General features: G+C 45.4%; 20 protein-coding genes and 1 tRNA gene. 8 read left to right on the top strand and 13 right to left on the bottom strand.

Annotated features, from left to right (window positions below; all coding sequences use genetic code 11):
* The first annotated feature begins 40 nt into the window (after positions 1-40).
* The 5 genes from DC20_RS00620 (at position 41) to DC20_RS23030 (ending at position 2,745) form a co-directional block, all read left to right on the top strand.
* Positions 41-475, top strand: coding sequence for a hypothetical protein (locus DC20_RS00620; protein ID WP_062542059.1), 435 nt, complete (start codon positions 41-43; stop codon positions 473-475).
* A gap of 105 nt (positions 476-580) precedes the next feature.
* Positions 581-1,024: a hypothetical protein gene (locus DC20_RS00615; RefSeq protein WP_157592997.1), complete on the top strand. Its 444-nt coding sequence runs from the start codon at positions 581-583 to the stop codon at positions 1,022-1,024.
* Positions 1,025-1,159: 135 nt separating this feature from the next.
* The gene (locus tag DC20_RS00610) at positions 1,160-1,957 is read left to right on the top strand and encodes a HipA family kinase (RefSeq protein WP_062542057.1); all 798 of its coding nucleotides are present in this window, start codon (positions 1,160-1,162) and stop codon (positions 1,955-1,957) included.
* Entirely contained in the window at positions 1,935-2,318 is a 384-nt protein-coding gene (locus DC20_RS00605; protein ID WP_062542056.1) for a DUF3037 domain-containing protein, read from the top strand. The genes DC20_RS00610 and DC20_RS00605 overlap by 23 nt, the downstream gene beginning before the upstream one ends.
* Before the next feature lie 241 nt (positions 2,319-2,559).
* Entirely contained in the window at positions 2,560-2,745 is a 186-nt protein-coding gene (locus DC20_RS23030; RefSeq protein ID WP_062542055.1) for a hypothetical protein, read from the top strand.
* A gap of 213 nt (positions 2,746-2,958) precedes the next feature.
* On the opposite strand, the gene DC20_RS00595 is transcribed toward DC20_RS23030, so the two are convergent.
* From DC20_RS00595 to DC20_RS00540, 12 genes are all read right to left on the bottom strand, one after another.
* Positions 2,959-3,417 (bottom strand): cold-shock protein, encoded by a 459-nt coding sequence (locus DC20_RS00595; RefSeq protein WP_062542054.1) that lies wholly within the window; start codon positions 3,415-3,417, stop codon positions 2,959-2,961.
* Between the two features lie 72 nt (positions 3,418-3,489).
* Positions 3,490-3,714 carry a hypothetical protein gene (locus DC20_RS00590; protein WP_062542053.1) on the bottom strand — a complete coding sequence of 75 codons (225 nt, stop codon included), beginning with the start codon at positions 3,712-3,714 and terminating at the stop codon, positions 3,490-3,492.
* A 123-nt stretch (positions 3,715-3,837) separates the two neighbouring features.
* Entirely contained in the window at positions 3,838-4,029 is a 192-nt protein-coding gene (locus DC20_RS00585) for a cold-shock protein (RefSeq protein ID WP_062542052.1), read from the bottom strand.
* Positions 4,030-4,719: 690 nt separating this feature from the next.
* Positions 4,720-5,139 (bottom strand): response regulator, encoded by a 420-nt coding sequence (locus DC20_RS00580; protein ID WP_062542051.1) that lies wholly within the window; start codon positions 5,137-5,139, stop codon positions 4,720-4,722.
* Between the two features lie 129 nt (positions 5,140-5,268).
* Positions 5,269-5,718, bottom strand: coding sequence for a hypothetical protein (locus tag DC20_RS00575; protein WP_062542050.1), 450 nt, complete (start codon positions 5,716-5,718; stop codon positions 5,269-5,271).
* 214 nt (positions 5,719-5,932) lie between these two features.
* Positions 5,933-6,280 (bottom strand): hypothetical protein, encoded by a 348-nt coding sequence (locus tag DC20_RS22745; protein WP_157592996.1) that lies wholly within the window; start codon positions 6,278-6,280, stop codon positions 5,933-5,935.
* A 335-nt stretch (positions 6,281-6,615) separates the two neighbouring features.
* Positions 6,616-7,467, bottom strand: a complete 852-nt coding sequence (locus tag DC20_RS00565; RefSeq protein ID WP_245652272.1) for a DUF3575 domain-containing protein — start codon at positions 7,465-7,467, stop codon at positions 6,616-6,618.
* Positions 7,468-7,775: 308 nt separating this feature from the next.
* Positions 7,776-8,345, bottom strand: coding sequence for a porin family protein (locus tag DC20_RS00560; protein ID WP_071885344.1), 570 nt, complete (start codon positions 8,343-8,345; stop codon positions 7,776-7,778).
* 600 nt (positions 8,346-8,945) lie between these two features.
* Positions 8,946-9,017 (bottom strand) — tRNA-Glu (locus tag DC20_RS00555).
* 315 nt (positions 9,018-9,332) lie between these two features.
* Positions 9,333-10,649, bottom strand: a complete 1,317-nt coding sequence (locus DC20_RS00550) for a hypothetical protein (RefSeq protein WP_157592995.1) — start codon at positions 10,647-10,649, stop codon at positions 9,333-9,335.
* Positions 10,650-10,923: 274 nt separating this feature from the next.
* A complete protein-coding gene (locus tag DC20_RS00545; RefSeq protein ID WP_062542045.1) occupies positions 10,924-11,469 on the bottom strand; it encodes an RNA 2'-phosphotransferase in 546 nt (181 codons plus the stop codon).
* A 163-nt stretch (positions 11,470-11,632) separates the two neighbouring features.
* Positions 11,633-14,863 (bottom strand): S41 family peptidase, encoded by a 3,231-nt coding sequence (locus DC20_RS00540; protein ID WP_062542044.1) that lies wholly within the window; start codon positions 14,861-14,863, stop codon positions 11,633-11,635.
* A 370-nt stretch (positions 14,864-15,233) separates the two neighbouring features.
* Here DC20_RS00540 and DC20_RS00535 point away from each other — a divergent pair, with 370 nt between their 5' ends.
* Positions 15,234-16,532, top strand: coding sequence for a PepSY-associated TM helix domain-containing protein (locus DC20_RS00535; protein ID WP_062542043.1), 1,299 nt, complete (start codon positions 15,234-15,236; stop codon positions 16,530-16,532).
* Between the two features lie 174 nt (positions 16,533-16,706).
* On the opposite strand, the gene DC20_RS00530 is transcribed toward DC20_RS00535, so the two are convergent.
* Positions 16,707-18,347, bottom strand: coding sequence for an amidase (locus DC20_RS00530; protein WP_062542042.1), 1,641 nt, complete (start codon positions 18,345-18,347; stop codon positions 16,707-16,709).
* A 161-nt stretch (positions 18,348-18,508) separates the two neighbouring features.
* On the opposite strand from DC20_RS00530, the gene DC20_RS00525 reads away from it, so the two are divergent.
* Entirely contained in the window at positions 18,509-19,648 is a 1,140-nt protein-coding gene (locus tag DC20_RS00525; RefSeq protein WP_062542041.1) for a DmpA family aminopeptidase, read from the top strand.
* A complete protein-coding gene (locus DC20_RS00520; protein ID WP_062542040.1) occupies positions 19,632-20,483 on the top strand; it encodes an aminotransferase class IV in 852 nt (283 codons plus the stop codon). Before DC20_RS00525 ends, DC20_RS00520 begins: the two co-directional genes overlap by 17 nt.
* Positions 20,484-20,830: the final 347 nt, after the last annotated feature.

The following is a 20,830-nucleotide window of genomic DNA, read 5'->3' as shown; positions in this document are numbered from 1 at the left end:
TTGCTAAAAGCCGCTGGAGCCGGAGCAGAGCAGAAAAACCATGAAAGTAATAGGCAACGTTCTAGATATTACCACCACAAGAGACAGCCGGCACAAGGATGTTGAGGTTTACCTTGATTCTATTGAGTACCTCACGAGCAAAAAGGACGGACGGTATTACCAGGACTTTGAGTACCTGGAGGAGCTGGAAACGCCTTTGGTCATCACCGGCGATTGCCTGGCGCGGGTGAGTGGAAAAAAGCCAGATGACGGGGAATACGAGTTCAAGGTGTTTGACAAAGAAGGGGAGGAGTACGTCCATAACCCAAACAAACAGCTCTTCCTCACCCTGGAGTATGACTTTGACGAAAACCTGACCATTCTTTCCTCAGCGTATTACTCTGTGTCAATGCCCAATGAGGAGTTCACCAAATTCAAGACCGAGAGAGAAAAGGAAAAGTCCCGGAAAAACTGGAAAGGCCGTAAAAAATCTTAACTGAAGTTTAGGGTTTATTTTATAAAAAGTAGTTCAAAATCATAAACCTTTAGGCACAGAGGCTAGTAAAACAAGAAGTTAATCTGTTCCTAAAAGTCTTCCGCCGTGAACGCATCAGGATCTGAAAATGTGGTTTCGCTTCAGCTGACAATGCTGTACGAAGATGAGATTGTCCAGATTCAGCTGGACAGGCAGGCGGCGGTGCTGCAGTTAACGTTCCTCCAAACGCCCACCCTGGAACAATTCAGAAACGGGTACCGGCTGGCCATTGACCGTGCCGTGGCAAAAAATGTGAGACTCTGGATCACCGATGCCCAAAAAATCAAAGCCATGCTTCCCGAAAACCAGGTTTGGCTTAAGCAGAACATGGCGCAACTGTTCACCTCTTCCCAGTTACGGAAATTTGCGATTGTCATGGCTCCCGAGTGTTTCGTCATGACTAATCCAAACAAGGTCTACGAGAAGCCAACGCCCGAAACAGAAAACGCCAGCCCCATCAAAGTGCATTTTGATAAAGAGGCAGCTGTGGAATGGCTCTTAACTAATTAACCAGGTTTACTTTACTTAAGACGCTTTCCCCTTACCTTTGAGATATTCCCCTGCCCGGTTACCTTGTAAGTGACCTGGTGCCCGGAAGTACAACGTCAGAAGGTTTCCGGGTTCTGATGCAATGAAAGCAATTCTATGAAGCATACGCAACCTGAACTAAGATCAGTCAATGTGGTCAGGTATGTAACCCCCTTGCGCGAAGGCGGCTCTTTGCCCGCCATCATTGAAGCCGACGATGATTTCCTATATGTGTTGAAGTTCAGAGGCGCCGGACAGGGAGTGAAAGCCCTTATTGCCGAACTGGTGGCCGGAGAACTTGCCCGGGTTTTAGGGTTGAGAATACCCGAACTGGTTTTTGCCAACTTAGATGAAAGCTTCGGCCGTGCCGAACCAGATGAGGAAATCCAGGACCTGCTGCAGTTCAGCGTAGGGCTCAACCTGGGGCTTCATTACCTGTCCAGAGCCATTACCTTTGATTCGTTAGTCACCACAGTAGATGCCCGGTTAGCGTCCCAGATTGTGTGGCTGGACTGTTTGATTACCAATGTAGACCGCACCGCCCGCAACACCAACATGCTCATGTGGCACAAAGAGCTTTGGTTGATTGATCATGGTGCAGCCTTTTACTTTCATCATTCCTGGCAGAACTGGAAGGAGCAGGCCAAACGTCCTTTTGTGCAGGTGAAAGACCACGTGTTGCTGCCCCAAGCCACGCAATTAACAGAAGTAGATGCAGAATTCAAGGCCCTGCTTTCTCCTGAGCAGATTCAATCTATTGTATCTTTGATCCCAGATGACTGGCTTACGGGAGATTCACCGTTTGCCACCCCAGAAGAACACCGGCAGGCGTACGCACAGTTTTTAGAGGCCCGTCTGGCCCATACCGATATTTTTATCCAGGAAGCGCAGCATGCAAGAAAAGCACTTATTTGAATACGCCACTTTGCGGGTAGTTCCGTGCGTAGAGCGCGAGGAATTTCTCAATGTGGGTGTCATTCTATACTGCCCCGCGCAAGGATTCCTGAAAACTGTCTATCAACTTGATCCAGCCAGGCTTACTGCTTTCTCTTCTGAGCTAGACCAGGAGGAACTGCAGGAACGGTTACAGGTATTCGAAACTATCTGTACCGGCGGCAAAGCAGGCGGAACCATAGGGAGGTTACCCATTGCTTCGCGTTTCAGATGGTTAACCGCTACCAGAAGCACCATTGTCCAGACCTCTGCGGTTCACCCCGGCTTATGTACAAACGCCCAGGAAACACTTGACCGGCTGCATACTCAATTGGTAAAGTAAAAGAGAAACACAGGGGAGAAGCAACCAAGTAGTGTTGAATCTAGTAGAGAATGCCTTTAGCTTAAATTTTATGTAAAGTAACCTTACCTTACTTTCTCTTTGTATTTGGAATTCCTATCTCTGAAGATGTGTTCTCTAATTAAGCCACAAGGTCGGATATGCTTAGACATAATAGAAGTAAACCAAGTTCTTGTACTATCCAGCTAAACTCATTATTGAAGAGTAGAGATTAAAGTTTGCCATGAAAATGACGGAAAAAGAGTTTGATGAGAATTTTGTTCAGACCCTAGATGCTTTTCTAGTGTCCATGGCAGAGAGTTCAGATGTTGATCTAGACAAGTTTTACACCATGACCTGCCTTTTGGAGAACCTGAGGTTCTTTAGCCCTGTTCTTTACGGAGCTTTGAAAGACAGCCATAAAAAGTGAATTCTTAATTAAAAGGAATGCTGCTGTTGCCGGGGATGTATTGATTCTGCATTAGAGCAGTAGGGTGAGGTAGCCTATCATAGAGGTTCCCCCATAAATTACAAAAGGTATTGGTAAACGCTCTACAGGCGTTCTCCAATACCTTTTTCCTTTAGAAGAATCTACAGTATTACGTGTTACATGTGAAATGAACACAGAATGCCATGGTTCTTTTTAGTCAATCAGTTTCACGTTAATAGCATTTAGGCCTTTGATGCCTTTCTCTACCTCAAACGTTACTTTATCGTTTTCCTGAACGGTGCTGTTCAAAGCATTTTGGTGTACAAATATGCTTTCCTGTGATTCATGGTCTTTGATGAACCCGTACCCTTTAGAAGTATTGAAGAAGGTAATAGTCCCTTTTCTGATGAGATCAGCGGGATCTAGTTCTGCTTGCTTGGAGATTCCAATCTGGATGTCTTCCTGCTTGATGATCGTCTTCTTCTTGTTTGGGTCTGGGGGAGTGGAGGTGATATTGCCGTTGTCGTCAACGTAGGCCATCATTTCGTCAATGCCTTTTCCTTTGCTGGAACTGGCAGTACGTTCTTCCTTCTTCTGTTCCTTGTCCTGGCGTTTCTTTAATTTTTTCTTCTCTTTTTCTTTTTTACTAAAGGTTTCTTGTGATCTACCCATTATGTGTTCTTGCTCTTTGATGTTAACTACTGTGATTTCTGAGGAATGACGGCCGTTGCCGTGCGCGACTAATTACCTAAACAGGAAATTGGTGCCGTTGCGGATCCACTTCTCAAAGAAGGTGTTGTCATTAAATTCGCCTGAGACTAACTCTGCCTCAGTTTTGCTCTCATTAGAGCGGGAGTTCATGAATTTCTGAAGGGAGTCTTGGTTGTTAGGCACCCAGTCCTGTCCTTTTTTCAAAGCAACACACAGATATTCACGCGTCTCGGTATCTACTAGGTATTTTCTGTTCATGCAATTAGTTTAAGTAGGTTCCGAAGGCCAGAACCAAGAGTGAAGACAGAAAAATATCTGTCGGTCTGAATAAAAAAGCCTTACTGGTTGTAAGGCTTTTTATTCTTGATGTATATATACTAACTAAGCGCGTTTAACATTAACCGCGTTCAATCCTTTTCTTCCTTCTTGAAGATCAAAGGTTACCTCGTCGTTTTCTCTGAGTTCTTCAGATGTTCCAGAGACATGTACGAAATACTCTTGACCTGATGCTGCATCTTTAATGAACCCGAAGCCTTTCTCGTCATTGAAGAATTTTACTGTTCCTTTATTCATGATTTGTTGTTTACTGTACCTCTACTACATTACTTGCAGCAGAACCGTTCCTTATTTTCGTACAATGTACAATAAAAAGTTTACAATCTAAGGATAATTCTTAATAAACTACTAAATCAATCTTGTTTCACTCTGATCAAAGTTTAATGAAAATAGTATATAAACAAGAAGAGTAGTTGTATAAGATGCATTGGCTCAGGGCTATCTACCCGGTAACGCACTAAGAATAATGTGCTTGGTTTTCAGACCCATTAATTAAGAGTTGCTAGTTTATGGCTCATATCTGTCAATCGCATTTCCTACAAACTTAGATTTCCCTTTGGCCAACTGGGCTTGGGAAGTTTCGGGTTTACTAGAAAGCAAAATAGTCGAAACAGGAAACCAGTCCTGATGAGGTAAAGATTTTCAGCACACATTTATTTTTAAGGTGAATTATATTTTAAACCGAGCCTGTTTCCAGGAAGGAAATGAAAACCAAAGGGTAAGTGGTAATAGGTAAATCTTTGTCCGGAATCTCTTGGAATTAGCCGAATTTAGGCCTCACTACAGCTGCACTTAAAAAAAGATAAAGCAGCCTTTGTTGAATAGGGCTGCCTTGATTATTGTGATACAGAGGATTCCTTTAGTTGTTGCATGCGTTCCTTTTATAAAACACACCTAAAGCAGATTTATAATTTACTTTTTGTGCAGTTACTTGTTAGGAGTCTCTACAACCACTTTAGAGAGTTCACTTAGAATAATGGTGAGGTTTTCTGTAGTCAGGGGCTTAGTAAGAATGGGGAGTCCATGCTGTTTGGCTTTCTCTAAGTCATCTGGGTGATTTGAAGAGGACAGGAGAACTACTTTAGGAGCGCAGCAAAGATCCATTTTGCCGTATTCCTCCAGAAATCCGAAGCCGTCTAATACAGGCATGTTGATATCAAGGAGAATTAGGTCAAGGTGACATTCAGAAACGTTGGAGGAGCAACAAGTAGTAAGCAATACCTCGTGCGCCTCCTGGCCGTTTGTGGCTACTACCGTTTCTTCAGCAAAGGCCATGCGGTCCATGAGTTCTATGTTCAGAAACGTAGAAATGTCATCATCATCAACTAAAAGGACTTTCCTGACCATCTTCAATGAGGTGTGTTTATGCACCAAATCTTGCCTAAGAAATATATAAGACAAGGCGGTTGTCCGTATAAACCGCAAATTAATAAAAGAATGTTGGGTCTTGAAAGCTATTTTTAGAGTAAGGGAATATCAAACTTCTCTGTCTGGCAGAAGCCAATGAAGAGCACTAGCATAGTCTGTAAACACTTCATGCTGAATTACACCTTTGGCTTCGTATCCTTCCTTTGTTTTTTCAGTGAACTCGGTATTGACCACAAGGCTTGGGTAAAAGTCTGCTGTCACCACCGCCAGCTTGAGGAGGGGAGATTTGGATGCCTCTTCCTGAAACTGGGTTAAAATCCATTCCTTTTCTTCAGCAGTGATGATATACAATTGCAAGTCATCTACCAACCAGCGGCTTATTTGATTTTTGTGTGTGAAGGCAAGAGCTTCCTGAAAGCCCACCTTCCGTTCCTCCATGGAAATTTGGCGTTTCCACTCCAGAAGGAGGAGTGATTGCGCTTCTAGAAGGTGAATAGATACGTACTCCTTATGAAATACCAACTGGGGGGAGTCCTTGAAAGGGTACTGCTTATCCATCGCTTTTCAGTTATAGCCAAGGAATTCTCTGCCGCCAGGGGAAATAGGCTGGGTCTCTTGGTTGCCCCATTGTATTATGCCCAAGTTTAATTATAAGAGTTTTGAAATGCAATTCTTTGTAGCTTATGCGTGCGGCATGGCTTATAAGAGACGAATACTTCTGTGTTCCAAGACTATGGAATTAATTTATTCAAAAGGTAAAGAGAATGAAAGCCTAATAGTCTAGGTGTCTCTCAAAGTGTTGAAGGAGCCCTAGTATTGATAATTTTGTGTCGTAAAATGCCTTCAGGTAGCCGTATAGATCTCTTTTTGGGGCAGAGGTGATGGCCTGCGCTTCATGCAGTAGGTTATCTACCTGCCAGGCAACTTCTTGGAGAGGTTGAGAAAGAGTGGGTTCAGATGCCTCTAATTGGGCAACAAGTGAACGAGCTTGAAGCGCCAGCATGGCTACCTCATTAGGAGCATCGCCGCGTTCAAATACTTCATTGTTGAAACCCTCCTTTATTTTGCCTATCATAAAGGCTTGGTAGGTAAAGTTGCTTGGTTGAGTAGTGCTTTTCATGGTTCGGGGTAAAATGCGACTACATAAAAATATGCAATAAACAACAAGCAACAATCCAAAACGATAGAAATAGAACTTTACAGGTTGAGTATTGCTAATTAGACGATGAATAAGCTTTAGAATTGCTTTGTGTAAATATAAATATTGAATAAATTTAATTCTGAATATAAAAGAAAAGGCTCTTGTGGCCATAAGTCAGCAGGGGCAAAAATGCTTATTCTTCAATTTAAATCAATAATTAGCTAACGTTCTGTAGATGGAGCACATTTTGTGCATTAGCGTTATAGAAAAACCTCTGGGTACTGAAACCTAAATAATTGATAAATGAGTTGTCCTTAGAATGCTATACCAAAAGAGAAGCCGAGGCCTCTGATTCCTGCAAAGGGTGCATTCCCTTTTACGTTTACCCCATTGCTAGTCACAGTGGCGTCTACCTTAGGGTTCCAAGGCAGGTCATCATTAACAGACTCAATCTCTTCCTCTAACTCCTTTCTTTCAGCAGGAGTCATGGTACTTAGGTCTGACTTGCCATCTAAGTCAAGCTTCATTTTCCCGAGATGCCCCCCCATGATATACCAGTCAAAGGTTATTCTTTTAGCGATGAGCCACTGGGCGCCTACCATCAATCCGCCTCCTAATCCTGTGATTTTACCATCTATCGGGATTTCGTAAGTCCTGGAGTCAGTTTCATACTCATGAGAGTAGGTGGCGTCCAGATTCATGTAGCGACCATATAGGGCCAGGTATAAGCCTCTTGCTCCTGGTTTCTTGCCCGAGTAAAACCTGAGTTCACCAGTATAGGCCTTGTTGGCAATGGTAGAATTCTGGAGTTGTTCAATAAGGTCGTCTTCGTCCTCCGCAGATTGGTCCAAACCTTTTTCCACCAGCGGAATGGACGACACAATTGATTTAGGAATAAATGAATACCCCGCCACCAGAGTCATTTTTCTGGTTAATGACCGTTCATAACTAAAGCTGTAATTGTTGAAGGCAAGCGAAGAAAGGTTCATCTTAACTATGTTTCTCCGGAATACTTCCTGCTTAGATGCTGGATCAGATGGAATGATCCCCTGCGAAGGTGAAGTAGCATTAATTGATTGTGCCTTTGTCGTGTCTGTTGCAGGTAGTTCCTGGGCAAAACTGTTAAGAGCCGAAAAGAGCAAGAGGAGAGTAAGGGCTTTAGTCATATAGTATTTTGTATTTATATTTTTTCAAATTTAAATACAAAATAGTCTTAATAAATACTTAAAAATAGGTATTTATCTAATAATATTTGAACTTTGTTGTTATAAATTGTACAAAGTGATTCGGTTCATTTTGAATCAGAAGTAGAGGATTAGTAATTACAATAAGTAGTATAACTTACACATCCACCAATCCTCTAACTTCCAGAACATACGGGCCCAGAGGAGCAATTTGGTTTATGCTGAAAGCGAGAGCTCCCGGCTTAGACTGGGAGCTCTCGCTTTTAGATGTTATGTCGATTCAGCTGCTTTTAATTGTGCTTAAACATATAAAACACTCCTAACTGAAAGCCACGGTTCGTAGATCTGTTGGCGTTATTTTCGTTTATGTTACTGATTCCATGGTTGTAACGGGCATCCAGGCCAATGCCTGTTTGTACAAACACATAACTTACACCTGCGCTAATCCCAAAATCGAGTGAATTAAATCCACTTTTCACATCGGTGCTAACACCATCATTTTTTGAATTTGCACTAACCAAGTACCCTATTTGCGGACCAGCCTGTAACCGGAAACCATTGTTATACATGTACTGAAGCAAAACGGGTACATTGATGTAGCTCAGGTTTAACCGGGGATTGGAAGAGTTATTTAATTTCCCCCCCTGGCCCGAGAACATAATTTCAGGTTGTAAACCTACGCGGTCAGATAGGTGGAAGTGGCTGAGTAAACCAGCGTTAAAGTGTTCTTTAGTATTGTAGTTCGAGTTGCTTATGCTATATAAATTTAATCCGCCTTTTATGCCCAGGTTCATGTGCTGTGCATGTGTGCTATTAGCTGCTATAACAAACAGCACAACGAGTAAAAGTAGTTTTTTCATCTTTTTATTTTATTGTAAGTTGTTTTTTTTCTTGTTTAATAAGAACTATTAAATAGACTCATTGGGCTTCTATTAAAATTAAAGCACCAGAAAATAAAGAATAACGATACCTGTTCAAGTATTTTGATGTGATTTTAGAACTTTAGAGGTTTTAGGTAATTCTTATCACAATTAAAAAGACTTTCAGTTTTTAGTTATTTTACTGAAATCTTCTTCTCTGGGCTGTTTTGCAAGTCGTATACGGAGTTTGAAAATAAAAGTATATTGGGAGGTATAGATAAATCAAATTGTACTTATATTTTGTTGACAATATTTAAAACTTAATGCTGTTTGCTTCTATATGCATAAAGCTTCACAAAAGTTTAAGATCCAAAAACTAAAAATATTGACTGCCCTGATACCAAGGCTTCTTTCATTTTTAGTAGCATAGGCCACTTCTAGTTTTTCTTTGGAAACAACAGAGTATCAAAGAAAAGAGGGGATTACAGATGCATTAGCTCTCAATAACTGGCACCCAATAGGGTAGTTTGGATAAGTGCAGGCTATTGATGTCTGAATAGCAAGAAAAAGCCCCTCAGAATGAACTGAGAGGCTTTCGTGTAGTCCGTAGGGGAATCGAACCCCTGTTACCAGAATGAAAATCTGGTGTCCTAACCCCTAGACGAACGGACCATCTTTCGGTTTTGATGGTGCAAATATAGAAGGCTGTTTTTTATCTGCCAAACTTCTTCAGGAAAAAAGTTGAAGGTTTTTTACCTTAAGACTGCATCTCTTTCTTAACCTTCTGATTATTAAGAGAAATGCAGGAGGATGTTTTTTGTCACGCAGTCTATTTTTCTACTTTTAGTAAGAAGCACTAAAAAAGAAGGAATTTGCCCTGTTGCTTTATTCTTGAGAAAAAGCAACAGGGCCAATTAAGAAGTTTATTGCTGGGTATGGTGAAACTTTACTTCTATTTAGGCTTTAAGTTTTTGGTAAGAAAAGCGTTTACTCAAAATCTATTTTGCCTCCGTGTTGGTCAAGGGTGAAAAGGTGGCGGGCCAGTTCAAAAGTTGTTGGGTTCTCCAACGCACTTTCATTACGGGCGTTTTTTTCGCTTTCTCCTACTTGCCGAAGTTCTAAATACAGTCTATAGCTGCTTTTAAGGTGCTGAAACAACCCGTGAAGGGATACTTTAGAGATTTCCAGTTGCTCCGCATCATAAGCAGTTCTTTCCAGGATTTCCTCTACCAGGTAAAACTCCTCTTGTATAACCTGGTGGGAGCCGTCTTCGCCTAATACCAATGGTTTGTACACTTTGAAATAGTGCTGATAAGCTAGGAAAGTACTGCCGGTGCTGTCTTTCAGGTTGATGACAATAGGAGAGTCTTGGACCTCATTCTCCGGCTGATTAGAGAACAAAGCAAAAATTTGTTCTCCCTGCCCATCATAAAAAGTGAAGAGCCTAACCAGTTCCTTCAAGTCAAACCCTAAAGAAACTCTCTTTGTATCTTCCCCAGATGAAAGCATTCCGGTTACAGTGACGGCAGTATCCACGTCATACACTATCTCCTCCATTTCAAAGACATCTGTCAGTAAGATGGACTCTGGGGCGTAAGAAGCAGGATCTATGCCAATGAGGGGCAGTAACGTATCTTCAGGGTAAACCACAGAAGGGGTAGTCGCTTCCTCGGCAGCTTCTTTTTTAATTAAGCTGGAGACAAAGCTGCTATGGTTTTCACTTTCCCCAATGTTTTTTAGTTGCTGCAGGTAGGTGTCCAGAAACTGGAGGTGAGGCTTTAAAGTCTTGTAGATTTTGGTTCGCTTGTACGTCTTCCGGTGATAGTACAGCAAGGTGGCTACCTCACCATAACAGTCCAATTCCTTTACAGACTCCATTTCCTGTAAGACGGCCTCAGGAGTGGCTTTGTCTTTCAGGAGCATCTCCTCGAACAGGAAAATAGGATAGTCGTGGGTAGGTTGGCCAATTTCCGGCAAAACGTTGAACGCACTCATCCTTTCTGATTTGGCTTCCTGCAGTAACTCCAAATTGGTTTTTACGGGAGCCATCAGATGCTCAGTGGCTGCTGCTTTCAGCTGGTTCTGGGCTTCCTCTACCACTTCATCCGTTAAGGGAGTTATTTCAGTAAACTGCCATAGAATCTGAAGATGGGTATGGGATGGGGGTAAGCCATACGCAGACATGATGTCTTCTTCCAGTTCTATGACTGCCTCAAACAATTCTGTATTTTCCTCAGGCCCACCATTTTCTTTTAATTCCTGATAATGTTGGTAGTACGTCTTGAGTTTATCTGTTACCTGCATATCCAGTGGTTCCTTTACGAAGTTAAAGATGGGTTCGCGACAGGGTTGGCTTATGAAAAAGGAGAAAGCCACTACCCGTTGGTCTCATTGGCTTTCACCAATCAACTCTGCTCTACTATGTAAACTAGTACGCAATAGCAGACTTTTTAGTATTGGACTTTTAGGATAATTAGTAGCGATGTGCAGGATGAGGGAAATAATTGACACTTCATTTTAAGCCCTTTTTCTGAAAAGTATTGCCAAAACAAGTGGAATACCTTCAAAGGCTGACGCCTTAAGGCTCTTTGTACATTTCCAGATACTCCGGAGCCACATAGTCTGTCAGCCAGACCTTGTTCTCTGATCTGTAAAAATTGATTCCTTCCTGGCGCATAAGCCCACTTTTAACCAGAAAGATGAAAGGTTTTCCATGCCGGGCACCAACCTTCCTGGCCGTGTCTACCTCACTGGAAAGATGCACGTATTGTCGCGACCTCTTATGAAGGCCGTTTTGGAGAATGGAGGCTACATTTCGTTCTGCCGTGCCGTGGTACAGGAATTCTGGTGGATTAACTACCTTCAATTGGAGGTCAACGGCTAATGAATGTCCCTGATTGGCTCTGATGCGGGTATGATCCTGATTGAAAGCAAACCGCTGCTTGTCATTCGTTGAAACAACCTCTTCCAAACGTTCTCGGGTAATAGGTTTACCTTTAGCGTTAAGTTTCTGCAGGAGTTGCTCAACGCTTGTCCAGCCTTCTTTATCTAGCTGTATGCCTAAAGCCTCAGGTTTGTGCCGAAGAACCAGGCTTAGGAATTTGCTGAGGTCTCTGTTATTCATAAGCCGAAGGCATAGGGGTGTGAGAAGTTTAGCATTTCATTTTTACGGCTATTTTCTGAAAAAGACACTTGAAACACTTACCAATAAACTTGTTGATGTTTTCCAATGGCCCTAAAAGCAGAAAAGCCCGGCTGAACCGGGCTTTTCTCTAAATGTATCTTTATTACTTAACTTCTTTCAGAAGCTCCTGTACGGCTACTTCCAACTGTTGGTCTTTGCCTTTGCTTACCAGTTCGTACTCGTTCATCACTTTCACGTCTGGCTCAGTTTGCAGGTTCTCCAGATAGCGGCCCTGCACATCCTTAACGCCCAATGGCGGAACACCCCAGCGCACGCTGTTGTCCTGGAGAGATTCCCATCCGGCGAAGGTACAGGTGCCTGGTACCGGCATCCCTACCAGTTTGCCTAATTTCAAATCAACGTAGCTAAACGCGAAGCAGTGACCATCTGAATAATTCGCTTCATTGGCTAAGGCAATACTGGGTTTCGTCCATCTGAAAGCGGGTTCAATACCCACGGCACGATTGTCTGTGGTGTAGTTCAGGAACATTTTACCGCTCAGGAACATGGCAAGGTCTGCTACCAGGTCACCACCGCCGTTGTTACGGGAGTCTACCACCATGCCTTTGCGGTTGGCGTATTTGCCCATCACTTCCTCATACACGGTGCGGTAGCTAGGGTCGTTCATGCTTGGAATGTGCACGTAGCCCAATTGGCCGTTGCTCAGGCGATCTACTTCCTCTGCGTTGCGGCGTACCCAGCGCTTGTACAGCAAACCGCTTTCTTCACCTGCAGAGATAGGCTTTACCGAGATGTCTCTGCGCTTTTTAGAAGACGGATCATAAATGGTCAGCAGGGTGTTCTTGCCTGCTTTGCGGTTCAGGAACTGGGCATAGTCTTTCTCAGGAGTAAGGGTTTCGCCATCAATTTTCTCGATAATCATACCCGGTTTCACGTCAAAACCAGCTTTCTGCAGTGGACCTTCCAAAATCACCTCTTCTATTTTGAGGCCGTTTCCGAAAAAGTTCTGGTCATAGAAAACCCCCAAAGACGCCGTTGCATCAGCATTTACCGGGACGTTGGAGAAGCTGGATCCTGAGTGTGATACGTTCAGCTCGCCCAGCAATTCGCTCAGCATTTCAGAAAATTCGTAGTTGTTGCTGATGTGTGGCAGGTACTTTTCATAGTCTTCTTTCAAGGCAGCCCAGTTGGCGCCGTGGAAACCAGCCGTGTAGAAAGTCTTGTTGGTGCGGCGCCACACGTGCTCAAACATGAAAGCACGTTCCGCAGCTACGTTCAGGTTCATGTCACCGCTTATGGCCACATTTTCCTGCTTGTTGGCGGTTGGGTCTAACTTGATCACCCGGCCATCGGCTAACAGGAACAGATTTTTGAAGTCTTTGTCCCAGTCCATGCTGGCGCGGGTGGCGTTCAGCGTCACGGCCATTTTGGTTTCCTTGGTGCGAAGGTTGGTGCTCCAGAGGTTGTATCCTTTCTCAAAACGAGCTAAGTAATACAATGTCTCGCCGTCTTTAGAAACCAAGGCATCTCCTAATTGAGAAGAATGCAGTGTCAGGCGTGCTTTGCGGGTTTTTAATCCTTCCCAGTCAATAGCCAGTGCCTCTTCGTCCTTTTTCTTCTTTTTGTCTTTCTCTTTTTCCTTCTCTTTGGCAGCCTTTTCTTCCTGCTCTTTGATAAGGGCGTAATCTTCTTTGCTTAACCTGAATTTGTCATACGCGGCCTGGGTCATGAACATGGCAAAGATGTCTGACTGCGCTCCGCCGCTGTTGGCCTGAGCACGCATGCCTTCACGGGTACTGTTCCAGATGAGCATTTTACCGCCTGCCATCCACTGGGGAGAATCATCCTGATAGCCGCTTTCAGTAAGGTTGATCTTTTTGCTTTTGCCGTCGGCAGAGATCAAGCCCACTTCACTGTTGGCAAAACCTGGTTCTGAAAAGTCAAAGGCAATCCACTTGCTGTCTGGGCTCCAGGTAAAGTACTGGTCGTTCTCCCGCATGGAGAACAGCTCATTGGTGGTGAGCAGGGTGCGTACTTTCTTATCAGCAATGTTGTAAACCTTCAATGTCATGCGGTCTTCCACAAACGCGATCTCTTTGCCGTCTGGCGAGAACTGAGGCTCATAGTTTTCCTTTTCGTTGTTGATGATGGGCGTTTCGTTGAGCAGGGTAGAGGCGTAGAAATAGGGCTCCTCTTTACGAGTGATCTGCGTCTGGTAGATTTTCCAACCTTTGCCGCGTTCCGTGGCATAGATCAAGGTCTTACCGTCTGGCGAGAAGCTTACGTGGCGTTCCTGCTCTGGAGTGTTGGTGATGCGTTTGGTTGCACTTCCCTCCACCGCTGAAACAAAAACTTCGCCGCGGTAGATGAAGGCTACTTCTTTGCCGTTTGGCGACACGGCTAAATCCTGCACGCCATTTCCGGCTACCGGTACAATGCGCTCGTTGTTCGTTTTAGCATCGGTATTGATAACCACGTTCACTTTTTGCGGAGCACCGTTGGCCTGCATCGTATACAGATCTCCGTCAAACCCGAAGCAAAGCAAACCATTGTTGGAGGCGGTCAGGAACCGTATTGGGTGTTTGGTAAACTTGGTGAGCTGGGTAGAGGCGCCTGGTTTGTCAGCGGCCATGCGGTGTACGTTGAAGGTGCCGCTTTCCTCGCTTAAATAATAGATGGTTTTGTCATTATCGGCAAAAACAGGGGTACGGTCTTCACCGGCAAAAGTGGTGAGTTTAGTGTGCTTGCCGGTTTTAGTGTCATAGCTCCATAGGTCGCGGGCCACAGAAGAAACATGGTGCTTCCGCCACTGGTTTTCGCCCCCTTTTTTATCTTGGTACAGCATGATCTGGCCATTCTGGCTCAGCTTTACTTCTTCGGCGGGAGTAGTCAGGATCTGCTGCACTCTTCCGCCGCTTAAAGCCACCTTGTATAACTCGGGTTGAGCAAACGTAGGGAACTGACGGTTTGTAGCCATGTCCATGCGGGTAGACCCAAAGTAAACAGTTTTGCTATCGGGGCTGAACTCATACGGGTACTCGTTGGCCGAGTGGAACGTCATGCGCTGCGCCTCGCCCCCAGTGGCTGGCATCTGGAACAAATCAAAGTTGCCATAACGATCTGAGGCAAACACGATGGTTTTGCCGTCTTTGCTCCAAACTGGCATGAAATCATGCGCTTCATGGACTGTGAGAGGTACTGCGTTTCCACCACTGGCTGGTACCCGGTACAAATCGCCTTTGTAGGTGAAAACAATGGTTTGGCCGTCTGGTGAGATGGAGGAGTAGCGTAGCCAAGAGGGTGCGTTTTGAGCTTGTACCGCACTTGCCGTGCTAAAAAGCAAAGCCCCGGTATAAATAAGTTTCTTAAGCATAAAAGATTAAAAATACGCAGAAAGATACGGAGACCTTGCATTATATAAAAGGGGAGAAAAGGCCTACACAAGGTCTACTTCCTTATAAATAGGTATTGATTGGTATAAAACCTATACACCATAAATAATTGATAGTGAAGCGTTTTTACGTTGTTATTCATTTGCTATTTTCTTTATTTGGATTTAATCTAAATAGATCGTTAGTTTGCCTTCGCTATGTCTGAGGCCGGTCTCATAATATTTAAGTATGTTATTTAGAGAAGCAGAGGGTTTTTTATTGAGTGATCAATTAGAATAAAACCCAAAGAAGATAGCAGGAAAGGCAACCCCAGACTGAGCTCCATCATCCATTATAAGAGAAAGATCACCCATGAAAAAAGAGTTTACCTGGCGAAAATTGTTCAACGACATTCACCTTTGGCTAGGATTGGCCAGCGGATTGGTGTTGTTTTTGGTTTGCCTTACCGGTACCATCTTCACCTTCCACACCGAAGTGGAAGAGATGTTGGAGCCCGGCAAATACAAGGTAGAGGTACCTGCCAACGCGGTAGCCCTTTCGCCAGATGAACTTATCTCTAAACTGCAGCAAGCGGAGAAAGGCAAAGTAACGGCTCTGCAAATTCCGCAAGACCCTGCCAAACCTTACCGCTTCACACTTAAAAAAGAAGAGGGCGGAAAAAGCGGTAAACAGGAAGGAGAAAAAGCCAAACAGGGGGACGCTCCCCAGGCGATGGTTGCCGGACCTGCAGCCGGGAAAGGCAAAGAAGGAAAGAAAGGAGGCCCTGGTGGAGGACGCGGTAAGACGTATCTGGTCAATCAATACACCGGTGAAATCAAAGGCACTACTGAAGGACCGGCGCACGGTTTCTTTGAAGCCGTGGAAGGCTTGCACCGCACTCTACTGGTGAAAGCGGAGCCTGGTGAACTGAACCCCGGCAAGATCATCGTGGGAGGTTCTACCATCATCTTCGTCTTCATCATTATCACTGGCTTGGTGATCTGGTTCCCTAAAAAAATAAAGAACTGGAAACAAGGCCTGAAAGTGAAAACCAGTGGTAACTGGAAACGCATTAACCATGACCTGCACAACTCCTTAGGCTTTTATTCCTCGTTCCTGTTGCTGATCATTGCTTTAACCGGACTTTGCTGGTCGTTTGATTGGTACCGCGAGGGAGCCAGTGCCGTCATAGGTGACCAGATTTTCAAACAGCGCTCTGAAAAGCCGCTTACCTCTGATCTGGCAGGTATGGCTTTACAGAAACCAACCATAGTTAGTTACATCAATACCACTGACGCGGTTCTTCCTTACAAAGGAAACTACCGCATCTCCCTGCCTGCCGACTCTTCCGGAGCCGTGGTCTTGAGTAAATCGCAAAGTGGTTTCTTCACCCTTCAGGCCGCTGACAAAGTGCAACTGGACCAGTACACCGGCAAACCACTGAAAGTAGAGAAGTTCGCGGATAAGAAGTTCAATGAAAAAATAGCGGCATCTGTCAAAGGACTGCACGTAGGGGAGATCTTCGGCACTTTCTCCAAGATCATCTATTTCATCTGCTGCCTGATTGCTACCAGCTTGCCTGTCACTGGTACCTTGATCTGGTGGAACAAGCTGAAAAAGAAATCAGCTAAGCAAACAGCACCAACCAGAAAAGTTGCTTCAAGGGTATAGTCCAGAACCGCTGCTTTGGGGTTGATTCTAGTAAATCAGCCCCAAAGTAGTTCTGGAAACTTGGCAGGAGCACTGCATGTCTAGCAAAAGAAAAGGGCTGGAACAATTGTTCCAGCCCTTTTCTTTTGCTCTTGTTTACCGCCTGTTTTCAGAAAACATGCCTTTAATGAAAGCTTATGAAGGTATGGTTGTTTTCAGGAACTGCGGAGCTTTTCGGTTCTTGGAAACCTGCTCATACGCGTACGCAATGCCCAGTAGTTGAGGCTCAGAATAGGCGCGGCCGAAGAAGGAAATGCCTACCGGTAAGCCTTGCACCTGTCCCATAGGAACTGTGATGTGCGGATAGCCTGAAATGGCAGCAGGGGTTGAAAGACCGTAACCGGTAAATGAGTCACCGTTTACCAGGTCAATGCACCAGGACGGACCATAAGTAGGACCTGTGATTGCATCCAGGTTGTGCTCTTTCATGATGTTGTCAATGGCTTCGCGTGAACCAGAGACTTGCTTAGCTAAGGCCTCTTTGTATTCCTTTGAATTCAGATCACCTAGTTTATCAGACATTTCCAAGATTTCCTGCTTGAAGAAAGGCATAGAAGTAGCCTCGTTCTGCTTGTTCCAGGCAATTACGTCAGACAAGGTTTTCACCTTCGCGTTGGCAGTGGCCAGGTACTTGTTTACGCCGTCTTTGAACTCGTACTGCAGAATTTTGAAGCTGTTGCCAGAGACCTCTCTGATCTTCTTCATCACTTCCACTTCTACTATGGTAGCGCCCTTGCTTTTCAGTTGCTCCAAGGCTTGTTGCAACATGGCATCAATGGCTACGTGTCCTTTCAGGAAGGATTTCTCTACGCCAATGCGCTTACCTTGCAGGCTGTTCGCATCCAAGAACTTGGTGTAGTCTGTCTGGGCTTTGCCGGTGCTTTCTTTGGTGACACTGTCGTTGGGGTCTACGCCCGCCAACATGCCTAATAGAATAGCGGCATCGGTCACTGTTCTGGCAATAGGACCAGCGGTGTCCTGCGTATGGGAGATCGGGATAATTCCGGAACGGCTCACCAGCCCAACGGTTGGTTTAAAGCCTACCACGCCACTTACCGCCGATGGACACACAATGGAACCGTTTGTCTCAGTCCCTACAGCCACCACGCACAGGTTGGCAGAAACGGCTACTCCAGAACCGGAGCTTGAACCGCAAGGAGTACGGTCTAACACGTAAGCATTTTTGGTTTGCCCGCCACGTCCGCTCCAGCCGCTGGAAGACTCTGTTGACCGGAAGTTGGCCCACTCGCTCAGGTTAGTTTTCCCAATTAAAACAGCTCCGGCAGCCCGCAATTGGCTTACAATGAAAGCATCTTTGGTTGCTTTATTTTCAGCTAGAGCCAAAGCTCCAGCCGAAGTGCTCATTTTATCATGGGTGTCTACGTTGTCTTTCACCATTACCGGAATGCCGTGCAGCGGTCCGCGTGCTTTGCCGGCTTTGCGTTCCTGGTCCATGGCTTCGGCAATCTGGATGGCGTCTGGGTTCACCTCAATCACCGAGTTGGTTTTAGGTCCGCTCTTATCCACGGCTTTTATGCGGTCCAGGTACAGTTGGGTAATTGCTTTTGACGTCAACTCACCAGACTGCATTCTGCGCTGCAAGTCCTGGATAGTAGCCTCATTTAATTGAAAGTCTGTAGGTGAAATTTCTGCCGTAGCGGAGGTGCTTTCCTGGGCAGTATTGCTGGTAACTGAGGTGGCGCAGGCGCCCAACCCCAAAGCTGAAAAGGAGATTCCGGCCAAAGAACCGGATCTTAAGAAATTGCGTCTGTTCATTCGTTTGGATTTTGTAGAAAGATACTTCATCTAACACAATTATGAAATCCTTCTTTCAAGCCTTTTTCCTGAATCAAGCCTCAAAACAGGATTACCTCACTTTAAGGAGAGCTTTATTCCCGCAGAACATATAGATTTAACCCGGTAACTACCTCTTGCGCATGAAACAAGTATTCATAATTTGTCTTTTCATGATGGTCTTTCTAGCTCAAACTCATGCCCAGCAACGGAAAAGGCTTAGGGAATATGGCATAAAAATAGGCGTTCTGCCCACCGGAAAGTTAAACGCCATCACCGATGTAGCCGGTGTGCAGGTGGGCCAGGTTACGCTGAACAAAGGCACCGAGGTGCGGACGGGTGTCAGCGCCATTCTGCCGCACGCCGGTAACCTGTTCCAGGAGAAAGTACTGGCGGCCGTGTACGTGGGCAACGGCTTTGGGAAGTTAGCCGGCAGTTCACAGGTGCAGGAGCTGGGAAACCTGGAGTCGCCCATTATCTTAACCAACACCCTGAGCGTAGCTACGGCCATGAACGCGGTGATTACCCACACCCTGCAACAGCCCGGCAATGAAAAGGTGCAATCGGTGAACGCCTTGGTGGGCGAAACCAATGACGGTGGCTTGAACGACATCAGGGGCCGTCACGTGACAGAGAAGCACGTGCTGGAAGCCATTCAGAAAGCGAAAGACGGAGAGGTGGAAGAGGGGAACGTAGGTGCGGGTACCGGTACCATCTGCTTCGGGTTCAAAGGCGGCATTGGAACCTCCTCCCGGAAATTGCCGCCTAGTTTAGGGGGATATACAGTAGGCGTGCTGGTGCAAACCAACTTTGGGGGCGTGCTGCAGATTGCCGGTGCTCCGGTAGGAGAGGAGCTCGAGCGTTTTTCATTCCGGCAGCAGATTATGGAGAAAGCCGATGGCTCCTGCATGATCGTGGTGGCCACCGATGCACCCGTAGATGCCCGCAACCTGGAGCGAATGGCTAAACGTGCTATGCTGGGCTTGGGCAAAACCGGCGGTATTGCCTCCAACGGCAGCGGTGATTACGTGATTTCTTTTTCTGCACACCCAGGGCTGCGGGTTCCGTATGAAAGTAGAGAGAGAACCCAAACGGTGACGCTGCTCAGAAATGATGAAATGTCTCCTTTGTTCATGGCCACCATTGAAGCCACCGAAGAAGCCATTCTCAATTCCCTGTTCAAAGCAGAAACCATTGTTGGAAAAGACAAAAACAAAGTAGAGGCACTGCCTCTGGAGAAAACCCTTGACATCTTAAAGAAACACCATGTTATCAAACCATAAATTGTACGCGTACCTGCACGAAGAGATCCTGCCCCTGGAAAGCGCTTACCTTCACGTGAGTGACCTGGCCATTCAACGCGGCTACGGTATCTTTGACTTTTTCAAAACCCATCATGGACAACCACTTTTCCTGGAAGATTACCTCAATCGGTTCTATGCCTCGGCCTTGCTCATGGGGCTGGAGGTACCGCTTTCCGAAGAAGAGTTAGTAGCTACCATCACGGGGTTGATTCAGATGAACGGCCTCTCTGAATCTGGGGTGAAAATGCTTTTAACCGGCGGCTATTCTGAGAATGGATACAATCCTGGCCCACCTAACCTGATCATGATGGAACAGCCGCTTACCTTGCCCTCCGAAGCACAGGTGGCTACAGGCATCAAGGTCATCACGCATGAATATGTGCGGGAGCTGGCGGCGGCAAAAACCATCAACTATATTGTGGGAATAAAGCTCATTCAGCAGGTGAAAGCCAAAGGAGCCGATGATGTGTTATACCACCAGAAGGGCGTGGTGTCTGAGTTTCCGCGCAGTAACTTTTTTTTGGTGAAAGAAGACAATACCATCCTCACCCCAGCCCATGAAATTTTGAAAGGCATCACCCGTAAAAACGTGCTGGAACTAGCCGGCAAAAAGTACAGGGTGGAAGAAGGCACCGTTACGCTCGACGACATCGCGCAAGCAAAAGAAGCGTTCATGACCAGCACCACCAAACGCGTTCTGCCCATTGTAGAGGTAGACGGAAATCCAATAGGAGATGGAAAGCCGGGAACCGTGTCGCTGGATTTGTTGCAAGATCTTATTGCTTTGGAAGAAGCTCAAATAACGGCAGTGTAGTTGGTGTAAAGGTTAACAGCAGCCAACGAGAATTTGGCAGTTGAGAAAGCCTTTAGCTAATACACTTGATTTGCACTGATAGCCCCTCTTTAACATAAACATATACGCCTCTTCAACGAAGATTCTCCCCTTGAGGGGAGATAAAGAGGGGGTGTTTACACAAGAGAGCACGTATTTCGGAGATCATTTTAAAGGCATCTTCTCATAAGGGAAGCGAAGAATAAACAGCAATGCGTGAACCGGCAGGTGTAAACACCTCTTGACGCTCCCCTCTAGGGGAGAATTCGCTTTGGAGAGGCGCAGTTGGTAAATTGGTAAGAAGCCTCTTTTTTGTCGCTGTTAACGAA

Source organism: Rufibacter tibetensis (assembly GCF_001310085.1).
Taxonomy (GTDB): domain Bacteria; phylum Bacteroidota; class Bacteroidia; order Cytophagales; family Hymenobacteraceae; genus Nibribacter; species Nibribacter tibetensis.
This window is presented reverse-complemented; position numbering and strand designations above follow the sequence as displayed.

What these genes read in the sequence shown, in the direction of transcription:
- DC20_RS00595 (WP_062542054.1), bottom strand. Translation starts at nt 3,417, where the DNA reads ATGGGTAGATCACAAGAAACCTTTAGTAAAAAAGAAAAAGAGAAGAAA.
- DC20_RS22745 (WP_157592996.1), bottom strand. Translation starts at nt 6,280, where the DNA reads ATGAAAAGCACTACTCAACCAAGCAACTTTACCTACCAAGCCTTTATG.
- DC20_RS00605 (WP_062542056.1), top strand. Translation starts at nt 1,935, where the DNA reads ATGCAAGAAAAGCACTTATTTGAATACGCCACTTTGCGGGTAGTTCCG.
- DC20_RS00590 (WP_062542053.1), bottom strand. Translation starts at nt 3,714, where the DNA reads ATGAACAGAAAATACCTAGTAGATACCGAGACGCGTGAATATCTGTGT.
- DC20_RS00530 (WP_062542042.1), bottom strand. Translation starts at nt 18,347, where the DNA reads ATGAACAGACGCAATTTCTTAAGATCCGGTTCTTTGGCCGGAATCTCC.
- DC20_RS00610 (WP_062542057.1), top strand. Translation starts at nt 1,160, where the DNA reads ATGAAGCATACGCAACCTGAACTAAGATCAGTCAATGTGGTCAGGTAT.
- DC20_RS00545 (WP_062542045.1), bottom strand. Translation starts at nt 11,469, where the DNA reads ATGAATAACAGAGACCTCAGCAAATTCCTAAGCCTGGTTCTTCGGCAC.
- DC20_RS00580 (WP_062542051.1), bottom strand. Translation starts at nt 5,139, where the DNA reads ATGGTCAGGAAAGTCCTTTTAGTTGATGATGATGACATTTCTACGTTT.
- DC20_RS00535 (WP_062542043.1), top strand. Translation starts at nt 15,234, where the DNA reads ATGAAAAAAGAGTTTACCTGGCGAAAATTGTTCAACGACATTCACCTT.
- DC20_RS00550 (WP_157592995.1), bottom strand. Translation starts at nt 10,649, where the DNA reads ATGCAGGTAACAGATAAACTCAAGACGTACTACCAACATTATCAGGAA.
- DC20_RS00540 (WP_062542044.1), bottom strand. Translation starts at nt 14,863, where the DNA reads ATGCTTAAGAAACTTATTTATACCGGGGCTTTGCTTTTTAGCACGGCA.
- DC20_RS23030 (WP_062542055.1), top strand. Translation starts at nt 2,560, where the DNA reads ATGAAAATGACGGAAAAAGAGTTTGATGAGAATTTTGTTCAGACCCTA.
- DC20_RS00520 (WP_062542040.1), top strand. Translation starts at nt 19,632, where the DNA reads ATGTTATCAAACCATAAATTGTACGCGTACCTGCACGAAGAGATCCTG.
- DC20_RS00585 (WP_062542052.1), bottom strand. Translation starts at nt 4,029, where the DNA reads ATGAATAAAGGAACAGTAAAATTCTTCAATGACGAGAAAGGCTTCGGG.
- DC20_RS00565 (WP_245652272.1), bottom strand. Translation starts at nt 7,467, where the DNA reads ATGACTAAAGCCCTTACTCTCCTCTTGCTCTTTTCGGCTCTTAACAGT.
- DC20_RS00560 (WP_071885344.1), bottom strand. Translation starts at nt 8,345, where the DNA reads ATGAAAAAACTACTTTTACTCGTTGTGCTGTTTGTTATAGCAGCTAAT.
- DC20_RS00575 (WP_062542050.1), bottom strand. Translation starts at nt 5,718, where the DNA reads ATGGATAAGCAGTACCCTTTCAAGGACTCCCCCCAGTTGGTATTTCAT.
- DC20_RS00525 (WP_062542041.1), top strand. Translation starts at nt 18,509, where the DNA reads ATGAAACAAGTATTCATAATTTGTCTTTTCATGATGGTCTTTCTAGCT.
- DC20_RS00620 (WP_062542059.1), top strand. Translation starts at nt 41, where the DNA reads ATGAAAGTAATAGGCAACGTTCTAGATATTACCACCACAAGAGACAGC.